Below are 26,076 nucleotides of genomic sequence, written 5' to 3'. Positions count from 1 at the left end.
GATCACAACCCCCGTTGAGGCTCCGCGTTCCGGCACTCCGGAACACATCGGCCACGATCACACTATCGGCCGGACTACGCCGGACGTTACCGATCCGAGATGTGCCGGGGCAACTCCACAGGTTCGCCGCTGCGTTCTCTGGGCGCATTCTTGGTTTCCTGTGCTTCCCTGCGCGCGGCACGGGTGGTCGGTCTGCCGCACTCAGTTGGGATGTACCGGCGGCGGCATCTCCAGACCGCATCGTGCGATCTCGTACTCCGGCTCGCGCTGGATTCGGTAATCGGTGAAGGTGAACGCCTGCTTCAGGTTGCTCTTGAAACGCGCGAACGACCACGGCCCCTCGAAGGAGGCGAAGCGATCCTTGGTCTCCGCGCACTGCAGAGCCACCTGCGCCTGGCGGACGAGGTCTTCGTCGAGGTAACCAGGCAGAACCGGACGACGCGGGTAGGCACCCGCCTCGGCGACAACCCACTCGCTCGGCAGGATCTTGTCGTGGCCGATGCGGCCGTCCTCGAGACGTTCGGTGTGCGCGGCGAGCGGATAGGCCAGACCCATCTGGTCGATGACGCGCACGTCGAGCGGCGCGTTCATGCTCGTCATGCCGAGATTGAGGAAGTAGACGGTCACCTGACGCTCCGCGTCCTGCGGCATCACCGCCGGCAGCTGCGCGACGTACCACTCGTCGTAGTTGAACGAGGGAAGGATCACTCCGCCGTCCTGGCGGTACTTGTCGATCTTCTCGACCATGGCGCGCATGCGCGGGTAGTCCAGGTAGTCCTCGGCGGTCACCGGGTTCTCGTTGCCCATGTTGGTCACGTAGAAACGGCGCTCGTCGACGATGCCGCTGCGGCCGATGTCGATCCCGGCATTGGGCAGCACGTTGCCGTGCGAGGTGATCGCCCACACCAGGACCGTCACCCACATGCCCGCCATCGCCGTCGCTCCCACGAGCTGAGCCCGCGTACGGCGGCGATCGGCCGGCGCAGGCTGCGCGACGATCTCGTCGGTTTCGGCTTCGGCGTCGGCGTCGGAGATCACCGACTCGGTTGACTTCGCTGTCGACCGCCGCCGGAACGCGGCACCGACGTGGGCGGGCACCGTCAGCGGCACCACCATCAGGGGCAGCAGGGTGATGAACAACGGCACCAGCAGGACCCGGCCGTGCATGAAGTCGCCACCCTGACGCATCCAGTAGACGATCAGGACGAGGCCGGCGATCACCACGACCGACACGACCGCCGTCGACGACTGCAGCCTGCGCGACGTCGCCCCGAGACGCGACTTCCACGAGCTCGCGGCAGGGTTGGCTGCGTCTGGGCTCACCGAGTCTGGGCTCACCGAGTCTGGGCTCACCGAGTCTGGGCTCGCTGAGTCCGGGCTGCCCGAGCGGAGGCGTCCGCCGACGACGAGGAGCACGCCGGCAACAGCCGCCAGGGCCAGCGGCAGGACGAGGACATAGGGGCCGAAGAGGTTGGTCAGGTAGGCGAAACCCTGCTCCCACTTCGCGCCGCTGGCGTCCTTGGCGACGGCCGGATTGGGAACCAGCAGAGCGTAATAGCCCATCCGGAAGATCTGATAGCCCACCGGGAGCACCCCGGCGGTCACGATGACGCCGATCCGCATCTTCCAGCCGAGCGGCGCGAAGAACACCAGCACCAGGACCAGGCCGCCGAAGACGGTCAGTTCGGGCCGGACCAGGGGTGCGAGACCCGCGGTGAAGGCCAGTACCAGCGTGGCCGCCGCACCGCCGCGGGAGGTGTGCGGGCCGCGGCGAGCCCAGGCGACGAGCTGACACCACAGCACCGCCGCCCAGAAGATGCACAGTCCGTTCTCCAGGCCGCTGGTCGCGAAGTCGCGGGCGGGCGGGATCGCGATGTAGATGATGGCGCCGAAGGGCAGCAACAGCGTCCAGCCGTCACCGGTGAGTCCACCGATGCGCGTACCGAGCAGTCGCGCGGTGCCGTACATGGCGATCGGGATCGCGGCCACCGAGCACACCAGCGCCACCCACAGCGCGACGTACTCGAGCTGGCCGTCGGTGACCCACGCCCAGAACCACAACAGATAGGTCCACGCCGTGGAGGTGTTGGCCTCGACGCGTTCACCCGCGTTGAAGACGGGGCCGTTGCCGGCGAAGAGGTTACGGAGGGTGCGCAGGACGATCAGGCCGTCGTCGGCGATCCACCGCCGCTGCCACGCACCGATCGCGAAGAAGGTGGTGACGGCCACGGCCCCGATGAGGAAGCTCGCCGCAGCCAGCTTGCCGCGCCGCTCGACCCGGATTCCGCGTCCCCGCGTGGCGCCTTCCGGTGCCGCGGGCGACTGGCCTACAGAGGTCGGCGCATCAGTTGCCCGGCCATCAATTGACTGCCCATCAATTGACTGCATAGACCGCGACACCCACGCATACTAACCAGGCCACGGCGAGCAGCTGCAGGACACGGTCGCCGAGGGCGATCTCCTCGGGTTCGCCCGCCGCACCGCCGTCGACGTCGACGGCGTAACGCAGGATGGCGACCGTGAACGGCACCATCGAAATCGCGTAGGCGACGTTGGTGTCGTGGTCGGAACCCTTGTCGAAGGCCCAGAGTCCGTAGAACACGACGACTCCGGTGGCCGACAGCGTCCACACGAACCGCAGGTAGGTGGTCGTGTAGTACTCGAGCGCCTTGCGGATCTTGGCGCCGGTGCGCTCGGCGAGCTGCAGTTCGGCGTAGCGCTTGCCCGCGGCCATGAACAGCGACCCGAACGCCATCACCAGCAGGAACCACTGCGACAGCACGATCTCGGCGGCGACACCACCGGCGATCGCGCGCAGCAGGAAGCCCGAGGACACGATGCAGATGTCGATGACGGCCTGGTTCTTGAGCCCGAAGCAGTAGCCGAGCTGGATGACCAGGTAGATCGCGATGACCGCCGCGGTCTGCCAGTTCGCCAGGAAGGAGATGCCGATCGACGCGGCGAGCAGCACCACGGCCAGCACATAGGCCAGCTTGACCGGGACGACGCCTGCCGCGATCGGGCGGAACCGCTTGGTCGGGTGGTTTCGGTCGGATTCGACGTCCATCGCGTCGTTGACCAGGTAGATGCTCGACGCGGCGAGGCAGAACGCGACGAAGGCGATGCCGGCGGAGGCCAGCACCGAGGCGTCGGTGATGTTGCCCGCGGCGAGCGGAGCGGCGAGCACCAGGACGTTCTTGACCCACTGCCGCGGCCGGACGGCCTTGATCAGCCCGGAGGTCAGGTTCTTCGGCGGTCCGAGAACCTTCCCGTGCTCGATCGGCTCCTCGCTCATGCACTCTCCCTGTGTCGTGTCACCCGCGCGACGGCCGGGGCCGCGACATAGCGCAGCGGCCCGCCGGGCACCGCGGCCGTGAGGCCGAACCGGGCCAGGACGTGCGCCGCGCGGCGGGCCCGTCCGTGTTCCGTACGGTTCCGGGTGGGTTCGAGCAGCACCTTATCGCCCACGATGACCGCCGCTGCGCTCGCGGCACCGATCGCTGCGCCCGCGGTGACGTCGCTGGGGTAATGCACCCCGAGGACGAGGCGCGACAGCAGCATCGGCGGCACCAGCAGAGCGGGAAGCGTCTTGGCGTCCAGGCCGGCCGCCCGCCCGATCAGGATGGCCGCGGCCGTCGTCGACGTGGCGTGCGACGACGGGAAGCTCAGCTTGCTCGGCGTCGACACGCCGATCTCGATCGCCGGATGGTTCGGGCGGGGCCGACGCACCACACGCTTGATGATCACCGACGCGGCGTGCGCACCGAAGGCGCCGACACCGGCCTCGATCCAGCGCCGCTGCGACCGCGCGTCGCCGCGGCGTCGGGCCAGCGCCCAGCCGGCACCGGAGATCGCGAGCCAGCCGAGCGAGTGCTCACCGAAGTGCGACAGGCCGCGAGCGGCGGACCGCACTCCGGGCTGCGACCCGATGCCGGACTGGATCGCGACGAGCAACTTCTCCTCGCGGGCCGGCACCGGGATGTCGATGTGGACTGAATCGTCCTGCGTCACCTGATCATTCGATTCCGAAGACACCCGCCCAGCTCTCCTTACTGGTCAATTCGCGATGCGCGGCCCGGTACTGCTGCTTGCATTCCGGGAACTTCTCCTGCAACTCCTTGACCAGGGCGAAGTGCTCCTTCGCCAACTCGATCATCTTGTCGCGATCGCGCTGCCGGTACACGACGCCGCGGCCGTCGGCAGTGGTCACGGTGACGCCGTCCACGCGTCCGAGCGAGAACCAGCGCGCCTCGATCGGCGGGAAGTTGGCCTGCGGCACCTCGTGATGCCGCGGATCGGCGGGGCGCGCGTTGTTGACCACGGACGCGGCCAGGGCCTTGATCTTGCTGATCGGGTTCAGCGGGATGGATGAGCCCAGATGCGTTGCCTCACCGGATGTCCGGGGCAGCTCGGTGGCCGACGGCAAGACCACCGCGTCCGGATACTCCTTGCGCATCTTCGCGACCTTGGGCAGTGCCGTCGGCAGCAGGCTGCGGATGTGGTCCGGTCCGGCGAGGAAGTCGCGGATCGCCTCGTTCTGGATCGCGACGGTCGAGTACTCAAGGCACAGAAGGTGTTTCGCGGTGGCCTTGGTCATCGACCGCACAATGCCCTTGATCGGGCCGTCGTGGTGGATGGAGGCCACCACCAGCCGGTTGCGCAGGTGGAAGTACGCCTGCCAGTCGATGGCGTCGTCCTTGTCACTCCACGCCATGTGCCAGATCGCGATACCCGGGATGGTTGCGGTGGGATAGCCGGCCTTGGCTGCACGCAGCGCGAACTCCCAGTCGTCCCACTTGATGAACAGGGGCATCGGCAGACCGACCTGCTCGGCGCATTCGCGCGGGATCATGCACATCCACCAGCCGTTGCCCTCGACGTCGATGCGCCGGTGCAGGTTCTTGGAGTTCTCGCGGTCGCGCAGTGGATGTTCGGAGAAGTTGTGGTCGTACTCCACGAACGGCGCCGCGGTCCACATGAAGGTGTCGCGGCGGATGACCTCGCCCATGCAGTGCAGGTGACTGCGGTCCTGCAGGTTGAGCATCTGCCCGCCGACGAGCATGGGCGACTTGGCGAATCGCGACATCGCGAGCGCACGCAGGATCGAGTCGGGCTCGATGGCGATGTCGTCGTCCATGTAGAGCACGTAGGGCGAATCGGTGAGCCGCAACGCCTCGTACATGATTCGCGCGTAGCCGCCCGAACCGCCGAGGTTGCCCTGATCGAAGATGTGCAGCCGGTCACCGAGGGCCGCGGCGGCCTCGGTGTAACCGGGCTCGTCGACGACCTTCCGGGTGCCCTGATCGGGCATCATCACCGCGTCGATGACCTCGTCGACCATCGGGTCGGAGGTCAACGCGGCCAGCGCGTTCACCGCGTCGGTCGGCCGGTTGAAGGTGGGGATGCCGACGGTGACCCGCTTGGTCTCCTCGTCGGGCGTCGGCGCTTCGATGGGCGCATACCAGCCGGCCGAGACGATTTCGGTGTCGGTGTCGGTGGTGACGTCGAACCAGATCCAGCCGCCGTCCTCGAAGGGACCGAGATCGAGCTCGAATTCGGCGACGCCGCGGCCGGTCTCGTCGGTGTCGACCAGGTCGCCACCGATCCCGATGCGCGAACCGTCGATCTTGGAGCGGTACAGGTCGATGCGGCAGGTGCCGATGACCTCGACGCGCAGCACCACCGAGTCGAGGATGCTCCAGCGCCGCCAGTACGCCGCGGCGAACGCGTTGAAGTAGGTCTCGAAGCTCACCTCGGACTCGGCGCCGAGCAGCACCGAGGTGCGGCTCGGGGCGTGGGCACGACGGTTGTTGCTCTCCGACTCCAGGGCGTAGAGCGACCGGACATCCAGCGGTTCACCGGCACGCGGGAAGATCACGCGTTGCAGGAGGGACTTGGCCTTCGACAGCCCGGTGCCGGCGGCGGGGATCTCGGACTGGTTCACGGGGGTCACCGTCATCTATTCGGCTCCTGCGGGGTCGGCCACCAACGGCGCACCGTCGCTCAGATGCGGCGCCAGGGTGTTGTCGAACATGGTGAGCGCGCTCGCGATCGCCATGTGCATGTCGAGGTATTGGTAGGTACCCAGCCGGCCGCCGAACAGCACGTTGGCACTGGCGGTCTCGGTCCGCGCGAGCTCCCGGTAAGCGGTGAGCATCGAGCGGTCCTCGGGGGTGTTGATCGGGTAGTACGGCTCGTCGTCGTTCTCCGCGAAGCGGCTGAACTCACGCATGATGACGGTCTTGTCATCGGGGTAGGAGTCTCGCTCGGGATGGAAGTGCCGGAACTCGTGAATGCGCGTGAACGGTACGTCGGCGTCGTTGTAGTTCATCACCGGCGTGCCCTGGAAATCGCCGGTCTCCAACACCTCGGTCTCGAAATCGAGTGTGCGCCAACCGAGCTTGCCTGCCGAGTAGTCGAAGTAGCGGTCCAGCGGACCGGTGTAGACGACCGGGGCCTCGGGGCTCTCGGCACGCAGCTCGTCGCGCACGTCGAACCAGTCGGTGGACAGGCGTACCTCGATGCGCTCGTCGGCGGCCATGTTCTCCAGCCACGCGGTGTACCCGTCGACGGGCAGGCCCTCGTGGGTGTCGTTGAAGTAGCGGTTGTCGAAGGTGTACCGCACGGGTAGGCGCGTGATGTTCCCCGCGGGCAGTTCCTTGGGATCGGTCTGCCACTGCTTGGCGGTGTAGTGCTTGATGAACGCCTCGTAGAGCGGCCGCCCGATGAGGCTGATCGCCTTCTCCTCGAGGTTGCGGGCCTCGGCGGTGTCGATCTCGCTGGCCTGATCGGCGATCAGCGCGCGCGCCTCGTCGGGGGTGAAGTACCGGCCGAAGAACTGGCTGACGAGGCCCAGGCCCATGGGGAACTGGTAGGCCTGCCCGTTGTGCAGCGCGTACACGCGGTGCTGGTAATTGGTGAAGTCGGTGAACTGGTTGACGTACTCCCACACCCGCTCGTTGGAGGTGTGGAACAGATGAGCACCGTACTTGTGGATCTCGATACCGGTCGTCGGCTCGGCCTCGGAGTAGGCGTTGCCACCGAGGTGGTTGCGCCGGTCGAGCACGAGTACCCGTTTGCCCAGCTGCGTCGCCGCCCGTTCGGCGACGGTGAGACCGAAGAATCCGGAGCCGACGACGATCAGGTCATAGCTGCTACTGGTTGCCACGGGTCCTCAGGGTAACGGACCCATCCTGAGGATTCTCCGAGCCACGGGCGCAGATCCCCCGCCCACGTGGGGCCGGTCACTCCCGGCGACTTCGGCCCCGGCCCGCCGGCACCGGCGGATTCGTCCGCCGAACCGGACGTCCCGCCTCCCGCCACCGCCGGAGACGTGGCGTCGACCACGGTGTTCATTGCTCACCGTCGCGTGGCGATCGACCGCCGACGGGCGGCTCGACGTCGGGGAACCTCGCCGGCCCCGCCGACATGACCGGCCCCGGTGGCCGCGTCGACCGTCGAGGAGACCCACGGCCACCATCGGCGCGTCGACCCACTCCGGCAGGCCCGCCCATCCGGCTCCGACGCCCACGGGGCGCCGCGCGACGTCCGATCAGACCGGCGGCCCACTCCGACACCGACTTCCGGCCCCGACGCGGGCGCGGACCCCGTTCACCTTGTCATCTGATCGGTCGGTTACGCACGCAGAGGGACCGGTTGATTCCGAGCGCGAGCACCATACGGCATACTGAGCACCTCGACAACAGGTGTTTCGAAGCCAGCGCTTTGCTGTCGGTCCAGGAGGCGCTCGGAACGACGTCTCGCAAGGAGGCAGGGGTGACCCAGTTGGCAGACTACGGAGCGCAGATGACGCGCATCGCGAGCGAGATGCGCAAGCAGAGTGATGACACCGAGGCGGCGTTGCGCTCGATGACCAAATACGCGGTCGACGCGATCCCCGGCGCGGAATACGCGACCGTGACGCTGGTCACGGGCGGTGCCATCGAGACGCCGGTGATGGTCGGCGACCTCGGCGGCAAATCCGACCTGCTACAGCAGGAGCTGGGTGAGGGCCCCTGTGTCCGGGCGGCGGTCGACGACCTGACGGTATTGGTCGAGGACATGCGGACGGAAACACGGTGGCCGAAGTTCGCGCCCGCCGCAACCGACCTCGGCATCCGGTCGATGGCGTGTTTCTGCCTCTACATCGACGGCGACGACTTCGGCGCGCTGAACCTCCACAGCACCGAGCCGAACTCCTTCACCCCCGAGGCCCGGCAGCTCGGCGAACTGTTCGCCGCACACGCCGCGACGGCGCTGGGGGCCGTGCAGGAGAAGCAGCAGCTGCGGGCCGCGCTCAGCTCGCGCGACATCATCGGCCAGGCCAAGGGCATGATCATGGAGCGCTACAAGCTGGACTCGGCGGAGGCGTTCGCGCTGCTCGCACGGCTGTCGCAGGACACCAACACCAAGCTCGTCGACGTGGCCGCGCAGATCGTGGAAGCCGGGCCGGAGGCCGTCTGATCAGCGGAAGGCGTCGCGCTTGGGGAAGCCGAGCACGGCCATCCCACCGCGCTGCTGGTAACGCTCGAATCCCTTGCCCACCAGCACGCGGGGTCCGGTCGCCGGGGTGAAGAACATCATCCCCTTCTCGAAGAGCTGGGTGACGCCCGCGGCGTCGGGGGTCAGCGCCGGGATCCCGAGCGCCTGACCGAGCGGACCGGTGATCCCGCCGAGGTCGGCGAAGCGGCCGTTCATCGCCGCGGTCGCGAGTTCGAGGATCTTCGACGACCCGGGCACGAGCTGTTCGGCGAGTTGATTCAAACTGCCGAAGTCGAGTCCGCCTCCGGGGCCCGCGGGTCCGGTGGGTGGCTTCACGATCCGCGGCGGGTTGGGCTGACCCTGCACCGCGAACCACGACGACTTGAGCTGCAGCTTGGTACGCGCTTCTTCGCCGGTGACCTCTGCGGTGCCGCCTGACCCCACCGCGCGCACCTTGAGGGCGCGCCCGTGTTCGGCGCCGAGTCCGTTGGCCTCGATGACCTCGAAACTCCGCAGGGCACCGACCCCGAAAGCTGCTCCGATGCTGCCCGCACTGACCGTGGCGGTCCAGTTGTGGTTGGGCGAGACGGTGTCGCCGTCGTCGACGACGGCCGGGAAACGACCGCCCGCCGAGTAGCCGCCCGTCGACGCCGAGAACTCGGTGAACGCGGGCTGACCGTTCTGTAGGAGGATCTGGCCGCCGGTCGCGTCGGCCGCCGCATTGGTGCGACGATCCTCACCCGCGACGCCGCCGTAGACCTGGGAGTTCTGGGTGTCGTCGATCTTCTTGCCGCCGGCGATCGCGGCCAGCGCGTAGGTTCGGGCCGCGACGGCCTGCGCCTGCAGGGCTGCCGCGCCGCCGGAATCGCCCCAGGCGGGCACGCTCTCGCGCGGGATGACGCCCTTGACGTAGTCGTCGATGTGGATGCGGTTGACCACGCGCCCACCTTCGAGGCCCAGGGCGCCTCGGTAGGCCTTGTTGGAACCACAGAATTTGAGGAACTCACCTGCCGGCCGGTTGGGCGCCATGCTGAGCGGTTCGACGAAGCCGGCCGGTACCGAGCGCACCGCACCGCCGCCGCATCGGCTCAGGACGGTGGCCGTGCCCCCGGACAGGCTGACAGCCTGTCCGGGAGCCACCGTCTGACCACCGACGCGCATGCCGGCGTCCGCGTGCACATTCACCGAGTTCTGACCCGTGAGGGCCACGATGATCTCGGGCCTGTCCACCTTCCCCGCGGTGGTGCCACCGTAGAAGTGACGCAGGATCTGCTGTGCCGACCAGCCCTTGCGGGCGTAGCCGAACGCTCCCCATTGCCCCATCCCGCGGCCGTGGCCATGACCGTGCCCGATCAGCGTCACCGTCGACCCGACCGAAAGCTCGACCTTGTCGGTCGATTCCGATGAACTCGCAACCACGAGTCCACCGGCCAGCAGTGCGGGCGCCAACCCGGCCGCGGCCCAGGTCAACGCTCGGCCACGGGCCCTGGTGGGCCGCGAACCGGTCGCCGGCCATTTCGGCAGACGCCGTGTGGGTCGGGCTTTGGTCACTGCAGAACACATCCTTCGGTCGCGACGACACCAGCCCTTGAACACCGCACCTGCGCGGCGTCGTAATTCTGTGACTGATGTGACGATTGGGACTTAAGTGACCCTAGTGAACCCGACGGGTGATCACCAAGCTGAGCCGATCACAACCGCGTCACGAGTTACTCGGGCCGTCGTGACCTCGCGACAGACTGCCTGGACGCCATCTCGTGCACCATCAGTAACACTGGCATCAGAAGTAACAAGAGCATCACGAGTTGCCGATCTTCGGCGTGTGCCCGCCGGGCCATCCGGTCCCGACGGTGACGATGACCGCCGTACCCGAGCACGGTCGACGCCGCCCCGGCGCGTCAGGCTGCGCAGAATTTCGATGGCTGACCGGGCGACCTGGCACGACCAGAGGACGCCCGACCACCCGCGAGGAGACCCCGTGCGTTACCCCAGACCGAAACCTTCGATCGCACTCGCGGCCATCGCCGCCGCGGTTGTCGCGACTCCGTTCGTGGTCCTTGCGAACACCTCCGATCCGCAACTGGTGGACAACAAGCAGAAGATCGCCAACACCGAGATCGAGCAGGTCCCGCTGCGAGAACTGCCCGCGGCCATCGTCGACGTCGCATCCTCCGGCCTCGCTGCGGCGGGTGTGACACTCCCGCCGATCGACCCCAACGCCTTCCCCCTCCCCGACCTGACGGTCCCGCTGCCGAAGGGACTGGTTCCCGGCGGGAGCGGATCGTCGACGAGCAGCGCGTCCTCCTCGGCTTCCCCGACGCGGGAGACCGCTACCGCGTCGCAGATCGAGACGTCACAGAGCGAGACGTCACAGAGTCAGACACCGACCACCGAGACGACGACCACCGAGCCCGAGACGTCGAGCACCGAGACGTCGAGCACCGAGCCGGAGCCGACGACACCGACCACCCCGTCGCGCACCCGTGAGAACCCGACCGGCAACCCGACGAACACCGACACCCCACCGGCCACCCCGACGATCCCGACCATGGCCGACGGCCGCGAGGTGGGTGCCGCGGTCACGCACATCATCCGCGACGCCCCGATCAAGATGGTCGCGTTGACCTGGGACCGCCCGGCCGACGTCGATCTGACGTTGCGCGCCAAGAGCCCCGAGGGCGCATGGGGTCCCTGGACCGTGCTGGAACAGGTCTCGCACGGCCAGAAGCCGAGCGCGGAGAAGCCCGTGGGCACCGAACCGGTATGGGTGGGCGACGCCCGCGAGGTCCAGGTGGCCGCGAGCAAGGACGGACTCGCCATCCCGGCTGCCGAGACCCAGGGCGGGGATCTCGCCCAGCTCGCCGTCGGCACCGCGAGTGAGGTGGTGACCACCCTCGCGACCACCGCATTCAACGCATTGAAGGCGACGCTGATCAGTCCGGAGAGCCTGCTGTCGCTGGGGTCGTCGTTGTTGTCGCCGCTGTCGGGCGGCCCGCAGTTCGTCGCGCGGCAGCAGTGGGGCGCCGATGAGGCGATCCGCTGTTCGCAGCCGGCTTACTCGCCGCAGGTGCGAGGTGCGATCGTGCACCACACCGCCGGCAGCAACGACTACACGCCACAGCAATCGATCGAGATCGTGCGCGGCATCTACGCCTATCACGCGCAGAGCCTGAACTGGTGCGACATCGGCTACAACGTGCTCATCGACAAGTACGGCCAGATCTTCGAGGGTGCGTTCGGCGGGCTCGACCGCAATGTCGAGGGCACGCACACCGGCGGCTTCAACAAGGAGACGATCGGGGTGTCGATGATCGGCAACCTCGAGGAGGTCCCGCCGACGGCTGCGATGGTGTCGGCGACCGGACGCTTCCTGCGCTGGCGACTCGGCAAGGCCGGACTCAATCCCGCCGGAACCGCCACGCTGACCTCAGAGGGCTTTGCGGGCACCAAGTTCGCGGCCGGAACGCAGGCGAACCTGCCGATGATCTCCGGGCATCGCGACTACAACAGCACCAGCTGCCCGGGAGTCCACGGCTACGCGGCGCTCGACCAGATCCGCGCGCTGGCCGGCGGCGCACCCCCGCCGCAGGAGCCTGCGCCCGAGCCCGCCCCACCGGCCGAGGGGCCGGCCCCGGGCGAACCTGCACCGGCCCCCGCACCGGCTCCGGGCGAACCCGGCGCACCTGCCCCGGCGCCCGCGCCCGTCCCACCGGCGGCCTGACACAACCTCTGCTCCCCGAGTTCGGGAAGTTCCCTCGAACCGGGGAGCAGAGGTCAAGCGCCAGAACTGATCTCCCTCGGCAGGGCGACCGGTCAGGAGAACCAGCGTTCGAGAACCTTCGCGACGCCGTCGTCGTTGTTGCCGACCGTCACCTCGTCGGCGGCATCGAGCGCGGCCTGATGGCCGTGCCCCATCGCCACGCCGTGCGCCGCCCACGTGAGCATCTCGGCGTCGTTGGGCATGTCACCGAACGCGATCAGCGCATCGTCGGGAAGCCCGGTGTGCTCGCACAGCCGGGACAGCCCCGACGCCTTGTGTGTACCGGGCACCGACAGTTCGACGAGGCCGTTGTCGGTGGAGAAGGTGACCTGGGCGAGGTCGCCGACCGCGGGTCGCAACCTGCTCGCCATCTCCCCGCTCGACATCCCCGGCTTGCGTACGAGGAGTTTCACCGCAGGCTCGCTGAAGACCTCGTCGTCGCCGACCTCGACGTGATCGGGGTTCAGCCAGGCGTGCTCGTAACCCGAACTCGCGACGAACGGCGCAGTTGCCGCGTCGTGCGCCGACTGCCCGGCACGCTCCGCCGCGATGCCGCACCCCGGGATCTGTTCGTAGGCGATCTCACCCAGCTTGACCAGGGAGTCCGGTTCGAGGTTGGCCGACCACAGGACCCGGTCGTGCTCGGCGTCGTAGATGATGGCGCCGTTGGCGCACACCGCGTATCGGACGAATGCGGCCGTGCCGGCGAACTGGTCGGTGATCTCGGCGATCCAGCGCGGGGGGCGTCCGGTCGCCAGGACGAACTCCACCCCGGCGGCCCGTGCGGCCGCCAGCGCCGACACCGTGCGTGCCGAAACCCGGTTCTCGTCGTCGATGAGGGTTCCGTCCACGTCGCTGGCGATGAGTGTGGGTGGACCGAAGGTCATCAGTGCCCTTTCCGCCGAACCGTGCCGGCAGATCGTTGCTGCCGCGAGGTGCAGGCAGGTGGTGCCACCGAGATCTCTCGGCGGCCTGGCGTGCTCGTTCGCCCGCCGCGCCCGGCGCGTCGCCGCGGTGCGCCCGCCGCCCATGGCTCAAGGTTAACGGCCGCCGGCGTCAGCGCGCATCGGCGTCAACGGGGACGGGACGACGCGGATCGGGCGGTGGGCCGGAGGCTCACGCCTGGTCGGGCGTGCCCCGCTCCGCGCGTTTGGCGGCACGTTCGGCTGCCTCCTCGGCGTCGAGCCGGTTCGCTTCCTCCAGTGTCGGCGCCGACCCCCCGAGTCGGGCCGGCACCCAGAACTCGCCCTCGGGGTGCTCGCCGTAGGCGTCCTGGAGCTCGAGGAGCTTGCCGCTCATCACCTGGTGCAGCTTCGCGGTGAGGGCATCGGCATCGCCGGTCGGCTCGAGCGGTTCGCAGACCCCGATCGAGATCTTGTACCCGGTGCGGCCGAGCTGCTTGGGGTGCCCCTTGGTCCACACCCGCTGTGCGCCCCAGATGACGGTCGGGATGATCGGGGCGCCGGACTCGATGGCCATCCGTGCGGCGCCCGATTTGAACTCCTTGAGCTCGAAGCTGCGGCTGATCGTCGCCTCCGGGTAGACCCCGACGAGCTCGCCGCGCTTGAGGTACTCCACCGCCGCGCGATAGCTGTCGGCGCCCTGACCACGGTCGACCGGGATGTGCTTGAGCGAGCGCATGATCGGGCCGGAGATCTTGTTGTCGAAGACCTCCTTCTTCGCCATGAAACGCACCTTGCGACGGCCCTGCAGATGCGCGGGGATGCCGGCATAGGTGAAGTCGAGGTAGCCCGTGTGGTTGATCGCGACGACGCCGGGGCCCTTCGGCGGTACGTGTTCGACGCCCGACACCTTGAACTTCAGCCCCTCGGCCAGCCACAGCAGGCGGGCAGCGGTGATCACGGTGTCATAGACGGGTTCCATGCCCGGCATCTTAGCCATTCGAGGTGCGGGGCCGATCGCCCTGCGCAGTGCCGATGCCGGCGACGGCGGACACGAGGTCGACGGCGGCGTCGGCCAGTTGTGTCGGCGTCAGGACCAGCCGGCCGTCGATGTAGTCCAGGTAGAGAGCGACGAGTGCGCCGGTGAGCGCCGAGGCGATGACCGGTATGCGGTCCGGCGTGAACGAGTGGTCGTCGGCGACGGTCCCCACGACGGCTTCGATGAAGGCCGGAACGCTGGCGGCACGGTGGGCGCGCAGCACGTCGTCGGCGAGGGGTTCACGCAGCAGGATGCGCGCCCGGCCGGGATCGGCGTCGAAGAAGTCGCGGCACACCTCGAGGAGCGCGCGGACGTTGCCGCGGCCGGCGGCCGGGATGTCCTGCGCGGAGATCTGGGCCAGGAGCTGGTCGGCGACCCGGTCGTACACGGCGGTGAGCAGCGCTTCTCGCGACCGGAAACTCTCGTAGAAGTAGCGCGGGCTGAGGTTGGCCTCGCGCACCACCGCGCGCATGGTCACCGCGCCCGCCCCGCCGGAACCGAGCAGGACCTCGGCGACGGCGAGCATCTGTTCACGGCGATCGGTGGACCGGTCGGCGAGCGTCTGGCCACGCCACAGCTTCCCCGATGTCATCGGTCCATGGTCGCATCCCCGGTCGGGCGCAGGCGGCAGACGCGTGAGTCCCATCACCCGAACCCCAGGTGGGGACCGATGGCCCACCCCGCTGATGTCTGCGCTCGATACATTGGAGGTCTGTCGTGCCCTGCCGCGCAGCCCGCGCGCACACCATGAAAGGCCCCTTCGTGCAGATCACCAGCATCGGTCATGCCGGTTTCCACATCCAGACCACCGCCGGATCGATCCTCTGCGACCCCTGGGTCAACCCGGCGTACTTCGCCTCGTGGGTGCCCTTCCCCGACAACTCCGAGCTCGACTGGAAGACTCTCGGCGACTGCGACTACCTCTACGTCTCGCACCTGCACCGCGACCACTTCGACGAGCGCAATCTGCGCGAGAACGTCAACAAGGACGCCACCGTCCTCCTCCCCGACTACCCGGTGCCGGACCTGCGCCGCGAGCTGGAGAAGCTGGGGTTCACCAAGTTCATCGAGACCTCCGACTCGGTGAAGACGACGGTGACCAACGACAAGGGCTCGCTCGAGGTCATGATCATCGCCCTGCGCGCCCCGGCCGACGGCCCGATCGGCGACAGCGGCATCATCGTCTCCGACGGCGAGACCGTCTGCTTCAACATGAACGACGCCCGGCCCATCGACCTCGACGTCATCAATGAGGCGTTCGGCCGCGTCGACGTTCACCTGCTGCAGTACTCGGGCGCCATCTGGTACCCGATGGTGTATGACATCCCGCGGAAGTCCAAGGCCAACTTCGCTTCTCAGAAGCGTCAGCGCGGAATGGACCGTGCGCGTTCCTATATCGAGCAGGTCGGGGCGACGTGGGTGGTCCCGTCGGCCGGACCGCCGATGTTCCTCGACGAGGATCTGTTCTACCTCAACGATTTCGGTTCGGCCGAAACCGCCGATGTCACGTCGATCTTCCCCGACCAGGAGACCTTCCTGGAGCAGATGCGCATCCACGGCACCGACGACGGCGAGAAGCATCGCGGCCTGATGATGGTGTCGGGTTCGGTCGCCGAGTTCACCGGACCGACCCTCGACGAGGTCAGCCACCCCTATGCCCCCGCAGACGTGTTCGGCGAGAACAAGCGCGCCTACCTCGAACGGATGAAGGAGAAGTTCGCACCGGTCATCGCCGCGGAGAAGGCCACCTGGGCACCGGCCGAGGGCGAACCGCTACTCGGCGCCCTGCGCGAACTGTTCGAACCGATCATGACGCAGTCGGATCTGATCTGCGACGGCATCGGCTACCCGGTCGGCCTGGTCATGACACCCGGCGGCGGTCCCGCCAACGACGCCACCGAGACCGTGGTGCTGGACTTCCCCAACCGCATCGTGCGCGAGCCGAAAGAGGGAGAAGGCAAGTACCGCTACGGTTTCCGCATCGCCACCGAACTCGTCCGCACCGTCCTGCGCGACAACGAGCCGGACTGGGTGAACACCATCTTCCTCTCGACCCGGTTCACCACCTGGCGCATCGGCGGCTACAACGAGTTCCTGTACACGTTCTTCAAATGCCTCACCGACGAGCGCATCGCCTACGCCGACGGCTGGTTCGCCGAGGCACACGACGACTCGGCGTCGATCACCAAGGACGGCTGGGAGATCCAGCGACGCTGCCCGCACCTCAAGGCCGACCTCGGCAAGTTCGGTGTCATCGAGGGCGAGAAGCTGACCTGCAATCTGCATGGCTGGCAATGGGATCTGACATCGGGCCGATGCCTGACGTCGAAGGGCCACGAGCTGCGCGCGAGCAAACTCGACTCCTGACGACCCGGCAGAGTGCGGGATGCGTATCGGGTTCCGCCACCCATCCCTCACTCTGTTCCGATTGATCCGTTCCGCGGACGGTTATGCGACCGGTGGGCTGGGTACCCGGCCACCAGGCGTCCACACAGGCGTCGAAGCCGCACCCGACCGTGAGGAGAACGATCATGGCTCAGTACCGCGTCGTGGATTCCAGTGAGACCGTCGTCGAGGAGAAAGAGTTCGACGACGCGACCAGGGCGTACGACTGGTTCAAGACCGTGGGTGCCCCTGACGACAGTCTGGGCACGGTCATGCAGGTGCACGACAACGGCGAGTGGAAGAACTTCGAGGTGTCCGACGGCGGCACCAACGCGAGTCCGTCCGCCGACGCGGACTGACTCACCTGCTCGGCGCACGGCCCCGGGAGATCTCCCGGGGCCGTGCGTGTGTCTCACACCCCGCACGCCGGCGGGTACTCGATCGTGCCGTGCGGGACCGGACGGGAGCTGTCGAGGGCCAGCGACATCAACGCCTCGTCCGGGACGTCGAACGCCGCGCGGATGCCGGGTATATCGTCCTCGCTTTCGGTGCGCGTCACCCAGTCGGTCACGCCCCCTGTTCCGCCGGGAGGTCGACTCCGGAGATCATCGGCCACAACCACCGGTGGGCTGACCGGCGAAGCGCCTGCTCAGGAAGCCCAGAGCCTCGACGCTCCAGGGGATGAACGCCGCGGTGTGGTTCTGCCCGCGATACTCGGTGAACGTCGTCGGCACCCCACGGCGGCAGAAGCTCTTCGCCAGACGTGCAACGTCGCCGGTGATCATCACGCCGTCGCCGGTGCCGTCGGAGTTGCCGACGCCCAGCATCACCGGAGCGCGCGGGGTGCCGAGCGTTCCCATCACGTTCTGCGAGATCGCCTGGCGCACACCCGGAACGTCGAGCAATCCGCCGACGGTGGGTACCAGGAGCTGGTGGTCGGTCAGTCCCGGGTACTTGTCGGCGAACGCCTCGATGCACTCACCGGCCACCTGCCGCAGAATGCGTTTGCCCTTGGGCGAGAGGTAACTGCGCAGGTCGATGCCATAGGTTTCGCTGTAGACGGCCATCAGGGCCGGGATGACACCGGCCCAGTTCTTGCTGCCGTTGACGTAGTCGAGGTTGTTCGCCGGGTTCACCACCACGCCGCCGGCGGCAGCCCCGACGATGTTCAGCTCGGGCGCGTATCGCGGGGCCAGTTCGGCACCGAACCCGGTCGGAACCGACCCGCCCGAATAGCCGAAGAGCCCGATCGGCGTGCGCGCGGGCGCCCGGAGATGACCGAGCGCCGTCCGGATGCCGTCCAGCGCGGCATATCCGGACTCGCGTGCCATCGTCCAGCGCAGACCACTGCCCTCGTAATCGGGCGCGGTGACGGTGTATCCGGCGGCGAGAAGACCCGAGATGAGCGCGATGTCGATCGGCGCCTCGTCGGGATTGCCGCCGCGCAGCGTGTACGACGGGTCGCACTGCGATCCGAGCGCGTCGTAGAAGGAGTGATAGGAGACGACGCGGCGCGGCGCCCCGGCAGGGACGCCGGGCGGTGAGATCACCGTGGTGACCGTCGAGGTCGCCGCACCGAACTGATCGGTCGTGCGGTACAGGATCTGGGTGGCAGAGATCGGCACATCTGTTCCGCGCCAACCCAATCCGACCTGCCGAGTGCGCAGTGCGGTGCCCGGCGCACGGGTCTCGTAACCCGCCGGGGCGTCGTAGAACGGGTCCTGCGACGGCAGCAGCGCCGGTGCTGCGGCGGAAACGGGGCCAGGTGCCGCCGCGGCCGTGGGTGCGAGGACACACAGGGAGGTCGCGGCCCCGAGGATCGCGGCGAGCGACACGAGTTTCCGCACGATGAGGCGCATGACCGGTAATCATGCCGGGTTGGTCCGGTTCACGCCGCACATCGGCAGAGCCGGGCACGGATCGGTTTCGAGACGCTCAACCAGCGGGAGAAGGTACGCTCTCCCCCGCCCGCTCGACCTGCTCGACGACGGGCGACATCGCCACCACCACTGCGCCGATGACCGCGGCGATGAAGGCGATCACCGCGACCGGCCCCCAGCCGGCCCGAACGGTGTCACCGAGAACGACGATGCCGATCACCCCCGGCACCACCGTCTCGCCGACCACCAGGGACGCCGACGCCGCGCTGACCGCGCCCTTCTGCAGCGCAACGGTGAACATGTAGAACCCGCCGGGGCCGGCCAGGATGATCGCGTACAACGCCGGATCGGTGAACAGCTCGCCCAGGTCGAAGGGGTCCAGGCCGTCGAGGATCCGGACCGCGACCGCCAGGACACCGAACAGGACACCGCCGGAGAGACCGGCGAGCACCGCGACGCGGCTCTGCATCCGCGGCAGGATCGCCGCGCCCAGGCCGAGGATCACGACCGCGGCCACGAGAACCGCCCAGTGCAACCACCATTCGTGTTCACGGCCCTCGTCGCCGGCGGCAAAGCCCAGCAGAACCAGGGCGATCACCACGACGCCGATCGCGGTCCAGTCTCGCCGCGACAACCGGGCTTTCAGCACGATGGTCGCCAGGACGACCGTGACGACCAGGTTGGCGCTGACGATCGGCTGCGCCAGGAACAGCGGAATCATCCGGGCCGCCACCATGTTGCCGAGAAACCCGATGCCGTCCAGCGCCATTCCCGCGATGAACGCGACGGTGAGCATGGCGGTGATCGTGGACCGCAGCGACGGCGCTTCACCGGGACCCCCGCCGGTGTCCTCGACGCTCTGTGCGCCTCGTGCCTGGAGCACCGAGGCCGTGCCGTACGCCAACGCCGCGAACACCGCCGCGAGAATCCCGATCACCATCGGATCAGTATTGCCGCTTTCGCGGGCAAATCGGTCAGAGACGCGGACCTTCGGCACGTGCCGACAAGTCCGACAGTGCACACATACGACGAAATATTCTGGTGCAATCGACCCACTCCGCATGTCCGGTGCATCCAGACAGGGAAGGCGCGGTCCCATGAGCGTTCAGGCACGTGTCGATGATTCCCAGGAACCGCGCGCGGGACGGCGAGAATGGCTGGGGCTCGGCGTTCTCGCCACGGGTCTGTCGATGATCGTCATCGACGGCACCATCGTCAACGTCTCACTGCCCGTCATCATCGATGAGCTGAAACTCGACCTCACCGACGCGCAGTGGATCAACAGCCTCTACTCGGTGGTCTTCGCCGCCCTGTTGCTCTCCGCCGGACGTCTCAGTGACCGGGTGGGACGCCGTCTGCTGTTCATCGTCGGCGTGGCCGTGTTCCTCGGCGGCAGCCTCCTGGCAGCGCTCGCGGACAGCTCGACGACGCTGATCCTCGCCCGACTCGTCCAGGGCATCGGCGGCGCGCTCGTGCTGCCGTGCACACTGTCGACCGTCAACGCGACGTTCCGGGGCCGTGACCGGGTGATCGCCTTCGCGATCTGGGGTTCGGTGATCTCGGGTATGGCGGCCATCGGTCCGTTGCTCGGCGGCTGGCTGACCACAGACTTCTCGTGGCGCTGGATCTTTCTCGTCAACGTCCCGATCGGCATCCTGGTCGTCCTCGGGGCGCTGCTCGTGGTCCCCGAGACCAAGGCCGAGATCTCCGTCCCAGGCCTCGACGTGGTGGGGCTGTTGCTCAGCATGATCGGTTTCGGGGCCCTGATCTTCGCCCTCATCGAAGGTCAGAGCATCGGATGGTGGAAGCCGGTCGCGGACCTGAGGCTCCCGGGCGTGACGTGGTCGAGCGACGCGCCGGTGTCGGCGACGCCGGTCATGGGGGTCGTCGGTCTCGCGGCGCTGGCGGCGTTCGTCGCCTGGGAACGCCATCGCGCAAGGGTGAGGCGATCAGCGCTCCTGGATCTGTCCCTTTTCCGGTTCCGCACCTTCAGCTGGGGCAACTTCACCGCGATGACGGTCGCGATCGGCGAGTTCGGTCTGCTGCTCGTGCTTCCCCTGTTCCTGGTCAATGCGTACGGGCTCAGCACCCTCGGCGCCGGGTATGTCCTGGCGGTGATGGCGCTCGGCGCGTTCGCTTCCGGTGGCGCCGCCCGACCCGTGGCGGCGCGCTTCGGCGCACCTCGGACCGTCATGATCGGTCTGGCGCTCGAGGTGATCGGTGTCCTGGCCTTCGCGTTCTACCTGCGTCCGTCGTCGTCCGCCTGGGTGCTCGCGCTCCTGCTCGCCGTCTACGGCGCAGGACTGGGACTCGCGTCGGCGCAGCTGACCGGGACCGTGCTCGTGGACATCCCCACCGACGAATCGGGGCAGGGATCGGCGACGCAGAGCACGGCCCGGCAGCTCGGCGCGGCGCTCGGCACCGCGATCCTGGGCACGATCCTGTCGCTGGGCCTCGCACACAGCCTCACCGACCGGCTCGAACCGGTCGCCCTGCCGGCACAGGTCTCGACTCCGCTCGTCGACGCCACCCGCGATTCCGCCGGGAGCACCATTCCTGTGATCCGCGACGAAGGTGACCGCGGCCGGCTCGGAGCCGACGGCCCGGAGGTCGCCGACGCGTTGTCGGACGGTTTCGCCGATGCCACCCGCTGGTCACTGTTCGTGGCCGGCGGCTTCCTGTTCGCCGGTCTCGTGACCTCGACCCAGTTGCAGCCGAGACGACGCCCCGACCCGACCACAGCGGGATAGCCGGCCTTCAGAAGGGTGCGGGTCCGTCAGTCTGCTGACGGCGTTCGCGTTCCCTCTGGTTGCGAGCGCGTTCGGCCCTCCGACGCGCGTGTTTGGCTGCGAGCCGGCCTGTGGCGGACGGGGTGTCGGCGCCCGTGATGACCCGTGGCGTGGGTGGTGCCTGCGCCGGCTGCTCGAACCGGATACGACGCAGGGTCGGAAAGTGGTCTTCGAGGGTTTCGGCGTCACCTCGTATGCGGTAGCCCTCGGGAGTCACGTACTCGGTGACCAGCCGGCCGTCGGCGTCGCGATACTGGGTGTCGACCCAGTCGCCGAAGGTCTTGTGCAGGTGCCCGAACCGGCATTTGGCGTTGAGGTTCTCGCTCGCGGTCAGACCGCCGTGCGACGGGCTCCTGCGGTCGAATTCGGCGACGTGGTCGAGGTCGCAGCTGAATGAGGACCGTTCGCAACCGGGTTCGGTGCAGTAGCCGTCACGAACGCGCACGAAATCACCGCATGCGGCTGTCGGACGATACGGATCATTCGGTTGGGAACCCGGGTATACGACGACTTCACCTGGCGGGGTGTCCTTACCCGCCGGTTCGGCAGCACCATCGGCCGATAGCGAAACATCATTCGGCCGTTCGCTTTTCACACTCGACGGTTCGATCGTTGTGTCACCGTCCGCGACGAAGCGCATCGGTGGCGTACGAACCGGAGTCACCGGTTTGAGGATCGCGTCGGGCCGCTCGGCGAGGTCGCGGACATGCTCATCGGAGATCACTCCGTGACCGTCCACCCAACCGATGCCCGGTGCGCCGGCCAGGGTGCACGCGTCGGTCACCACATGAATCACGAGCTCACTGCGCACCGACGCCAGGGCCGCGCCTGGGTCTGGAACCTGTGCGGTGCAGACCTCGCGATCACACTGGCACTCGAACGAGGTGCCGGTCAGCAGCGCGAACATCGCATCGGAGTTTCGTTGACCGGCGGTACGACCATCGTGCCCACAGACCGAATCTGCTAACACCCGAACGGTTTTGGCAGCGATGCGCACATTCTCCGCAGCCATCACCCCGGTGATCTCCGCGGTGCCGTCCTCGAGCGCGGTGGTCCACACGCCGCGGTTGTCGAGCGCCTCCTTGCGGCGTTCGCGAACGAGATCGGGGTCGTGGCGGAACACCAGCCGATCGACCAGGTCCCGCAGCCGGGCCCTCGTCCACGAGCCCTTCTTGGAGCGCAGAATCGCCGCGATCTCGGCGTCGAGTATCGGGGTGATGGAACTGTCGGCGGGCACCAGGGCCGTACGGGACAGGATCACCTGCAGCTGCCAGCGGGTGGTGATGCCGACGCGCAACGTGTCGAGCACCTCGGGAAGGGATTCGCGCAAGGCCATCGCCTCGTCGACCAGGATCTCCGCTTGGCGCCGAGTGGCTGACCGCAACCGAGCGACACGAAGAACGCAGACTGTGACACCGTCGACCACCACACCGCCGTCGAGCGTCGAGCGTGCTGCGATGCAACGGTCGGCGATGGCGTTGATGATCTGATACTGCGACCATTCGACGAAGGATTCGGCGCGCTGGTTGGCGGCCAGGCTGTCCATGAGCGTGTACATGTCTGCTTCGTACGGGTCGGCAGGATCGATCCCGGCGAGATGATCGCCCGGTAGATCCCTCCAGTCCCCTGACACCCTGCCCCCAGAAGTGTTGCAGTCCCAGCCCGTTCGATGGGATCACCTGCTGACAACCAAGATAGACCCGACCACCGACAAGAACGGATGGCGTCCGCGAGTTCACCGAGCACGCCCGACGTCGACTTGTCGCGGTCCGGTCGCCCCGGTGTCCTATCGGTACCCCGCCTCGTCGACGCAGGCGCGGAAGAACTCCGATCGCGTGCCGTCCCGGGGGTCCTCCCAGCGCGCCGCCCACTGAGTGGGGATCGAGATCCCGCCGAAGCTGCGCTGCCCGGACAGTTCGACGACGAAGCCGTACCGGCCGAAGCCGCGCTCAAAAGGGTCACCCCAGCGTTGCATCGTCACCCGTTCCGGGGCGCCGGTGGCGGAGACCTGCAGCGTGATGTCGTCGGTGGTGCCACCGGGCAGCGCCCATCTCAGGCCGACGCGCGAGTCGTCGATGTCGGTCCACGTCACCATGTCCCGGGCAACCCCGGACACACAAGCGGGGGGCACCAGGACACTCTCGGCAGCGAGTCGCCCGGCGGCACTGCGGGTGACATCGGGTCCCTGCGCGGACATCACCGGGACGAGTCCTCCCAGCTTCCAACGCATCTCACCCTGTCCGTCGGTGAACCGGTCGAAACCGGTGACCGGCAGACCCGACATCGAGGTGCGCGCGGCCCAGATGAACCCCCGGCCCGGTACGAGGATCTGCTCGGCACGGAAAGGCCGCCACGCGCGCAGCAGGATCGAGCCGGTCATCGACAGCCGGACGCCGTGCGCCGTCGGCGAACCCGCGGCGATCGACGACCTGAGCCAGCGTTGCGCGGTGTCGGGGAGGTGGGCATACACCGACGGATCGAACTCGGCGTCGTCGCCGTGGACCTCGTCCAGGGCGCGCCACGCGGACGAGACCGGCCTCGCACCGCCGGGCACACGTGTCCGGGTCACCGGCGCTCGACCTCTCGCGGCGGATGCCCGTATCCGCGTGGCGCGTTGGTTGCTTCGGCGGTTTCGACCGCGGTCACCGCCCCCGACGAGGCCAGCACCATCCCACCGAGGACTGCCGCGATGAACGCGACGATCGCCACCGGTCCCCACCCGGTACGCGTGACATCTCCGAGGAAGGCGATCCCGACCGCGCCCGGCAACACCGTCTGGCCGACGACCAGTGCGGCCGCCGCACCGTTCACCGAACCGGTCTGCAACGCGACGGTGAACAGGTAGAACCCGCCGATCCCACTGATCAGCAACGCGTACAGCGCGGGATCGGTGAACAGCACGGACAGGTCGAGTGGGTCCAGGCCGTCGAGGATTCGTGAGGCCACGGCCATCACCCCGAAGACCGCACCGGCGATCAGCCCGGTCGCCGCGGCGATGTGGGTGCGGAGGCGTCGCATCACGATGAGACCCAGCAGGATCAGCGCCGGCCCGGCGACCAGCACCGCCCACCTCATCCACGCGGTGTGATCGACCCCCTCGCGGCCCGCGGACACCGCCAACAGGATCAGCGAGGCCACGACCACCGCACCGGAGATCCAATCACGCAGTGCCAAACGCACTTTCAGCACCACCATGGCGAGCAGCGCGGTGGCCACCAGCCGGGCGGAGATGATCGTCTGCGAGAGGAACAGTGGGATCAGGCGAGCCGATGCGATCGTGCAGACGAAGCCGACGATGTCGAATACGAACCCGATCAGGAACGGCGCGGTCAGCATCGTGGCCGCCGTCGACCGCAACGACGGGTGCGCAGACGACGAACGTCGGCGTTCTTCCCGGACCGCGGCGCGCTGCGCGACCCGCTCGGCACCCAACGCCTGGAGAACGGCCGCGACCGCGAAGGCCAGCGAGCCGATCACCGCGATGACGATCCCGGTGGTCACGGCGCGGGCTCAGTTCACCGCGGGGTGAGCACGTCGGTGCCGACGAACTTCGCCAGCTCTTCGGGCAGGCGGACCGTACCGTCGGGCTGCTGGTGGTTCTCCAGGATCGCGACGAGCCACCGGGTCGTCGCGAGCGTCCCGTTGAGCGTGGCGGCGGTCTGCGGTTTGCCGTTCTCGTCGCGGTAGCGGATGGAGAGCCGACGCGCCTGGAAGGTCGTGCAGTTCGACGTCGACGTCAGCTCGCGGTAGGTGCCCTGAGTGGGTACCCAGGCCTCGCAGTCGAATTTGCGCGCCGCCGACGAGCCGAGGTCGCCGCCGGCGACGTCGATCACCCGGTAGGGCACGTCGATCGCGGCGAGCATGTCCTTCTCCCAGCCCAGCAGTCGCTGGTGCTCGGCCTCGGCATCCTCGGGCTTGCAGTAGACGAAGCCCTCGACCTTGTCGAACTGGTGCACCCGGATGATGCCGCGGGTGTCCTTGCCGTAACTGCCGGCCTCGCGCCGGAAGCACGTCGACCAGCCGGCGTACCGCTTCGGCCCGTCGGACAGGTCGAGGATCTCGTCCATGTGATAGCCGGCCAGCGGCACCTCCGACGTGCCGACCAGGTACAGGTCGTCGTCCTTGTCGAGGTGGTAGACCTCGTCGGCGTGCGCGCCGAGGAATCCGGTGCCCTCCATGACCTCCGGGCGGACCAGCACGGGCGGGATCATCAGCGTGAACCCGTTGGCGGTGGCCTTCTGCGCGGCCATGTTCAGCAGCGCGAGCTGCAGCTGCGCGCCCTGCCCGGTGAGGAAGTAGAAGCGCGACCCCGACACCTTGGCGCCGCGCTCCATGTCGAGCAGTCCGAGCGATTCGCCGATCTCGAGGTGGTCCTTGGCGTTCTCGATCTCGCGGGGTTCGCCGACGTGCTCGAGGACCACATAATCGTCCTCGCCACCGGCGGGTGCACCGTCGGCCACGATGTTGGAGATCGCACGGTGCGCCTTCGTCGCCGCAGCGTCGGCCTCGGACTGGCGCGCCACCGCGGCCTTGACCTGCTCGGCGAGTTCCTTGCCCCTGGCCAGCAGCGCCTGCTTCTCCTCGCCCTGCGCCTTGCCGACCTGCTTGCCGAGCGTCTTCTGCTCGGAGCGCAACGCGTCCGCGTCGACGATGGCCGCGCGGCGGGCCGCATCGGCGTCGAGGAGGGCATCCACCAGGCCCGGGTCCTCGCCGCGGGTGCGCTGCGAGTTGCGGACGAGATCTGGGTTGTCGCGAACAATCTTGAGGTCGATCACGACTTCAAACCCTACTTGAGCGCGCCCTACCGGAGCCCGCGAGGCGCGCCCGGTCACGCCACCTC

General features: G+C 68.1%; 21 protein-coding genes. 5 read left to right on the top strand and 16 right to left on the bottom strand.

Annotated features, from left to right (window positions below; all coding sequences use genetic code 11):
* Window positions 1-201: 201 nt before the first annotated feature.
* From H1R19_RS00925 to glf, 5 genes are read right to left on the bottom strand one after another with little or no spacing between them, the layout of a single operon-like run.
* On the bottom strand, window positions 202-2,388 hold the full coding sequence (locus tag H1R19_RS00925; RefSeq protein ID WP_219850336.1) for an arabinofuranosyltransferase AftB family protein: 2,187 nt from the start codon (window positions 2,386-2,388) through the stop codon (window positions 202-204).
* Window positions 2,375-3,295 carry a decaprenyl-phosphate phosphoribosyltransferase gene (locus tag H1R19_RS00920; RefSeq protein WP_188330759.1) on the bottom strand — a complete coding sequence of 307 codons (921 nt, stop codon included), beginning with the start codon at window positions 3,293-3,295 and terminating at the stop codon, window positions 2,375-2,377. Before H1R19_RS00920 ends, H1R19_RS00925 begins: the two co-directional genes overlap by 14 nt.
* The gene (locus H1R19_RS00915; RefSeq protein ID WP_188330758.1) at window positions 3,292-4,035 is read right to left on the bottom strand and encodes a phosphatase PAP2 family protein; all 744 of its coding nucleotides are present in this window, start codon (window positions 4,033-4,035) and stop codon (window positions 3,292-3,294) included. Before H1R19_RS00915 ends, H1R19_RS00920 begins: the two co-directional genes overlap by 4 nt.
* Window positions 4,016-5,959, bottom strand: a complete 1,944-nt coding sequence (locus H1R19_RS00910) for a glycosyltransferase (RefSeq protein WP_223205428.1) — start codon at window positions 5,957-5,959, stop codon at window positions 4,016-4,018. Before H1R19_RS00910 ends, H1R19_RS00915 begins: the two co-directional genes overlap by 20 nt.
* Window positions 5,960-7,168, bottom strand: a complete 1,209-nt coding sequence (gene glf, locus H1R19_RS00905) for a UDP-galactopyranose mutase (RefSeq protein ID WP_219850335.1) — start codon at window positions 7,166-7,168, stop codon at window positions 5,960-5,962.
* 608 nt (window positions 7,169-7,776) lie between these two features.
* Between glf and H1R19_RS00900 the strand changes: the two genes are divergently transcribed.
* Complete coding sequence (locus H1R19_RS00900) at window positions 7,777-8,463, top strand: GAF and ANTAR domain-containing protein (protein ID WP_188330756.1); 687 nt, start codon at window positions 7,777-7,779, stop codon at window positions 8,461-8,463.
* Here the strand turns inward: H1R19_RS00900 and H1R19_RS00895 are convergent, their stop codons facing one another.
* Window positions 8,464-10,044: a SpoIID/LytB domain-containing protein gene (locus tag H1R19_RS00895; RefSeq protein ID WP_223205427.1), complete on the bottom strand. Its 1,581-nt coding sequence runs from the start codon at window positions 10,042-10,044 to the stop codon at window positions 8,464-8,466.
* A gap of 415 nt (window positions 10,045-10,459) precedes the next feature.
* Between H1R19_RS00895 and H1R19_RS00890 the strand changes: the two genes are divergently transcribed.
* The gene (locus tag H1R19_RS00890) at window positions 10,460-12,202 is read left to right on the top strand and encodes a peptidoglycan recognition protein family protein (RefSeq protein WP_219850334.1); all 1,743 of its coding nucleotides are present in this window, start codon (window positions 10,460-10,462) and stop codon (window positions 12,200-12,202) included.
* 92 nt (window positions 12,203-12,294) lie between these two features.
* Here H1R19_RS00890 and H1R19_RS00885 read toward each other — a convergent pair whose 3' ends face one another.
* The 3 genes from H1R19_RS00885 to H1R19_RS00875 form a co-directional block, all read right to left on the bottom strand.
* Window positions 12,295-13,128, bottom strand: a complete 834-nt coding sequence (locus H1R19_RS00885; RefSeq protein ID WP_219851488.1) for an HAD family hydrolase — start codon at window positions 13,126-13,128, stop codon at window positions 12,295-12,297.
* Between the two features lie 229 nt (window positions 13,129-13,357).
* Window positions 13,358-14,125, bottom strand: coding sequence for a lysophospholipid acyltransferase family protein (locus H1R19_RS00880; RefSeq protein WP_188330754.1), 768 nt, complete (start codon window positions 14,123-14,125; stop codon window positions 13,358-13,360).
* Between the two features lie 10 nt (window positions 14,126-14,135).
* Complete coding sequence (locus H1R19_RS00875) at window positions 14,136-14,774, bottom strand: TetR/AcrR family transcriptional regulator (RefSeq protein ID WP_219850333.1); 639 nt, start codon at window positions 14,772-14,774, stop codon at window positions 14,136-14,138.
* Between the two features lie 170 nt (window positions 14,775-14,944).
* Between H1R19_RS00875 and H1R19_RS00870 the strand changes: the two genes are divergently transcribed.
* Complete coding sequence (locus H1R19_RS00870; RefSeq protein ID WP_188330752.1) at window positions 14,945-16,549, top strand: Rieske 2Fe-2S domain-containing protein; 1,605 nt, start codon at window positions 14,945-14,947, stop codon at window positions 16,547-16,549.
* Window positions 16,550-16,713: 164 nt separating this feature from the next.
* The gene (locus H1R19_RS00865; RefSeq protein WP_188330751.1) at window positions 16,714-16,926 is read left to right on the top strand and encodes a hypothetical protein; all 213 of its coding nucleotides are present in this window, start codon (window positions 16,714-16,716) and stop codon (window positions 16,924-16,926) included.
* A 53-nt stretch (window positions 16,927-16,979) separates the two neighbouring features.
* On the opposite strand, the gene H1R19_RS00860 is transcribed toward H1R19_RS00865, so the two are convergent.
* From H1R19_RS00860 to H1R19_RS00850, 3 genes are all read right to left on the bottom strand, one after another.
* Entirely contained in the window at window positions 16,980-17,138 is a 159-nt protein-coding gene (locus H1R19_RS00860) for a hypothetical protein (RefSeq protein ID WP_244970824.1), read from the bottom strand.
* A 34-nt stretch (window positions 17,139-17,172) separates the two neighbouring features.
* Window positions 17,173-18,426 carry a lipase family protein gene (locus H1R19_RS00855; RefSeq protein WP_219850332.1) on the bottom strand — a complete coding sequence of 418 codons (1,254 nt, stop codon included), beginning with the start codon at window positions 18,424-18,426 and terminating at the stop codon, window positions 17,173-17,175.
* Window positions 18,427-18,502: 76 nt separating this feature from the next.
* Window positions 18,503-19,387: a DMT family transporter gene (locus tag H1R19_RS00850; protein ID WP_219850331.1), complete on the bottom strand. Its 885-nt coding sequence runs from the start codon at window positions 19,385-19,387 to the stop codon at window positions 18,503-18,505.
* A gap of 157 nt (window positions 19,388-19,544) precedes the next feature.
* Here H1R19_RS00850 and H1R19_RS00845 point away from each other — a divergent pair, with 157 nt between their 5' ends.
* Window positions 19,545-21,197, top strand: a complete 1,653-nt coding sequence (locus tag H1R19_RS00845) for a DHA2 family efflux MFS transporter permease subunit (RefSeq protein ID WP_219850330.1) — start codon at window positions 19,545-19,547, stop codon at window positions 21,195-21,197.
* 7 nt (window positions 21,198-21,204) lie between these two features.
* On the opposite strand, the gene H1R19_RS00840 is transcribed toward H1R19_RS00845, so the two are convergent.
* The 4 genes from H1R19_RS00840 to serS all read right to left on the bottom strand — a co-directional run bounded on the left by H1R19_RS00840 (window position 21,205) and on the right by serS (window position 26,011).
* A complete protein-coding gene (locus H1R19_RS00840; protein ID WP_244970823.1) occupies window positions 21,205-22,794 on the bottom strand; it encodes an HNH endonuclease signature motif containing protein in 1,590 nt (529 codons plus the stop codon).
* Window positions 22,795-23,022: 228 nt separating this feature from the next.
* On the bottom strand, window positions 23,023-23,805 hold the full coding sequence (locus tag H1R19_RS00835) for a DUF6544 family protein (protein ID WP_219850329.1): 783 nt from the start codon (window positions 23,803-23,805) through the stop codon (window positions 23,023-23,025).
* Window positions 23,802-24,737, bottom strand: a complete 936-nt coding sequence (locus H1R19_RS00830; protein WP_219850328.1) for an EamA/RhaT family transporter — start codon at window positions 24,735-24,737, stop codon at window positions 23,802-23,804. Before H1R19_RS00830 ends, H1R19_RS00835 begins: the two co-directional genes overlap by 4 nt.
* Window positions 24,738-24,751: 14 nt before the next feature.
* Window positions 24,752-26,011 (bottom strand): serine--tRNA ligase, encoded by a 1,260-nt coding sequence (gene serS / locus H1R19_RS00825; protein ID WP_188330746.1) that lies wholly within the window; start codon window positions 26,009-26,011, stop codon window positions 24,752-24,754.
* Window positions 26,012-26,076 lie beyond the last annotated feature (65 nt).

The sequence above is a fragment of the Gordonia jinghuaiqii genome, assembly GCF_014041935.1.
In the GTDB taxonomy this organism is placed as follows: Bacteria; Actinomycetota; Actinomycetes; order Mycobacteriales; family Mycobacteriaceae; genus Gordonia; species Gordonia jinghuaiqii.
The sequence above is the reverse complement of the archived record's forward strand: the minus strand, read 5'-3'. Positions and strand labels throughout refer to the sequence as shown.

Bases quoted from the DNA above. Each gene is read 5' to 3' on its own strand.
- H1R19_RS00855 (WP_219850332.1), bottom strand. From the start codon at position 18,426: ATGCGCCTCATCGTGCGGAAACTCGTGTCGCTCGCCGCGATCCTCGGG.
- H1R19_RS00850 (WP_219850331.1), bottom strand. From the start codon at position 19,387: ATGGTGATCGGGATTCTCGCGGCGGTGTTCGCGGCGTTGGCGTACGGC.
- H1R19_RS00925 (WP_219850336.1), bottom strand. From the start codon at position 2,388: ATGCAGTCAATTGATGGGCAGTCAATTGATGGCCGGGCAACTGATGCG.
- H1R19_RS00895 (WP_223205427.1), bottom strand. From the start codon at position 10,044: ATGTGTTCTGCAGTGACCAAAGCCCGACCCACACGGCGTCTGCCGAAA.
- H1R19_RS00845 (WP_219850330.1), top strand. From the start codon at position 19,545: ATGAGCGTTCAGGCACGTGTCGATGATTCCCAGGAACCGCGCGCGGGA.
- H1R19_RS00875 (WP_219850333.1), bottom strand. From the start codon at position 14,774: ATGACATCGGGGAAGCTGTGGCGTGGCCAGACGCTCGCCGACCGGTCC.
- H1R19_RS00840 (WP_244970823.1), bottom strand. From the start codon at position 22,794: ATGTACACGCTCATGGACAGCCTGGCCGCCAACCAGCGCGCCGAATCC.
- H1R19_RS00910 (WP_223205428.1), bottom strand. From the start codon at position 5,959: ATGACGGTGACCCCCGTGAACCAGTCCGAGATCCCCGCCGCCGGCACC.
- H1R19_RS00865 (WP_188330751.1), top strand. From the start codon at position 16,714: ATGGCTCAGTACCGCGTCGTGGATTCCAGTGAGACCGTCGTCGAGGAG.
- H1R19_RS00880 (WP_188330754.1), bottom strand. From the start codon at position 14,125: ATGGAACCCGTCTATGACACCGTGATCACCGCTGCCCGCCTGCTGTGG.
- H1R19_RS00920 (WP_188330759.1), bottom strand. From the start codon at position 3,295: ATGAGCGAGGAGCCGATCGAGCACGGGAAGGTTCTCGGACCGCCGAAG.
- H1R19_RS00885 (WP_219851488.1), bottom strand. From the start codon at position 13,128: ATGACCTTCGGTCCACCCACACTCATCGCCAGCGACGTGGACGGAACC.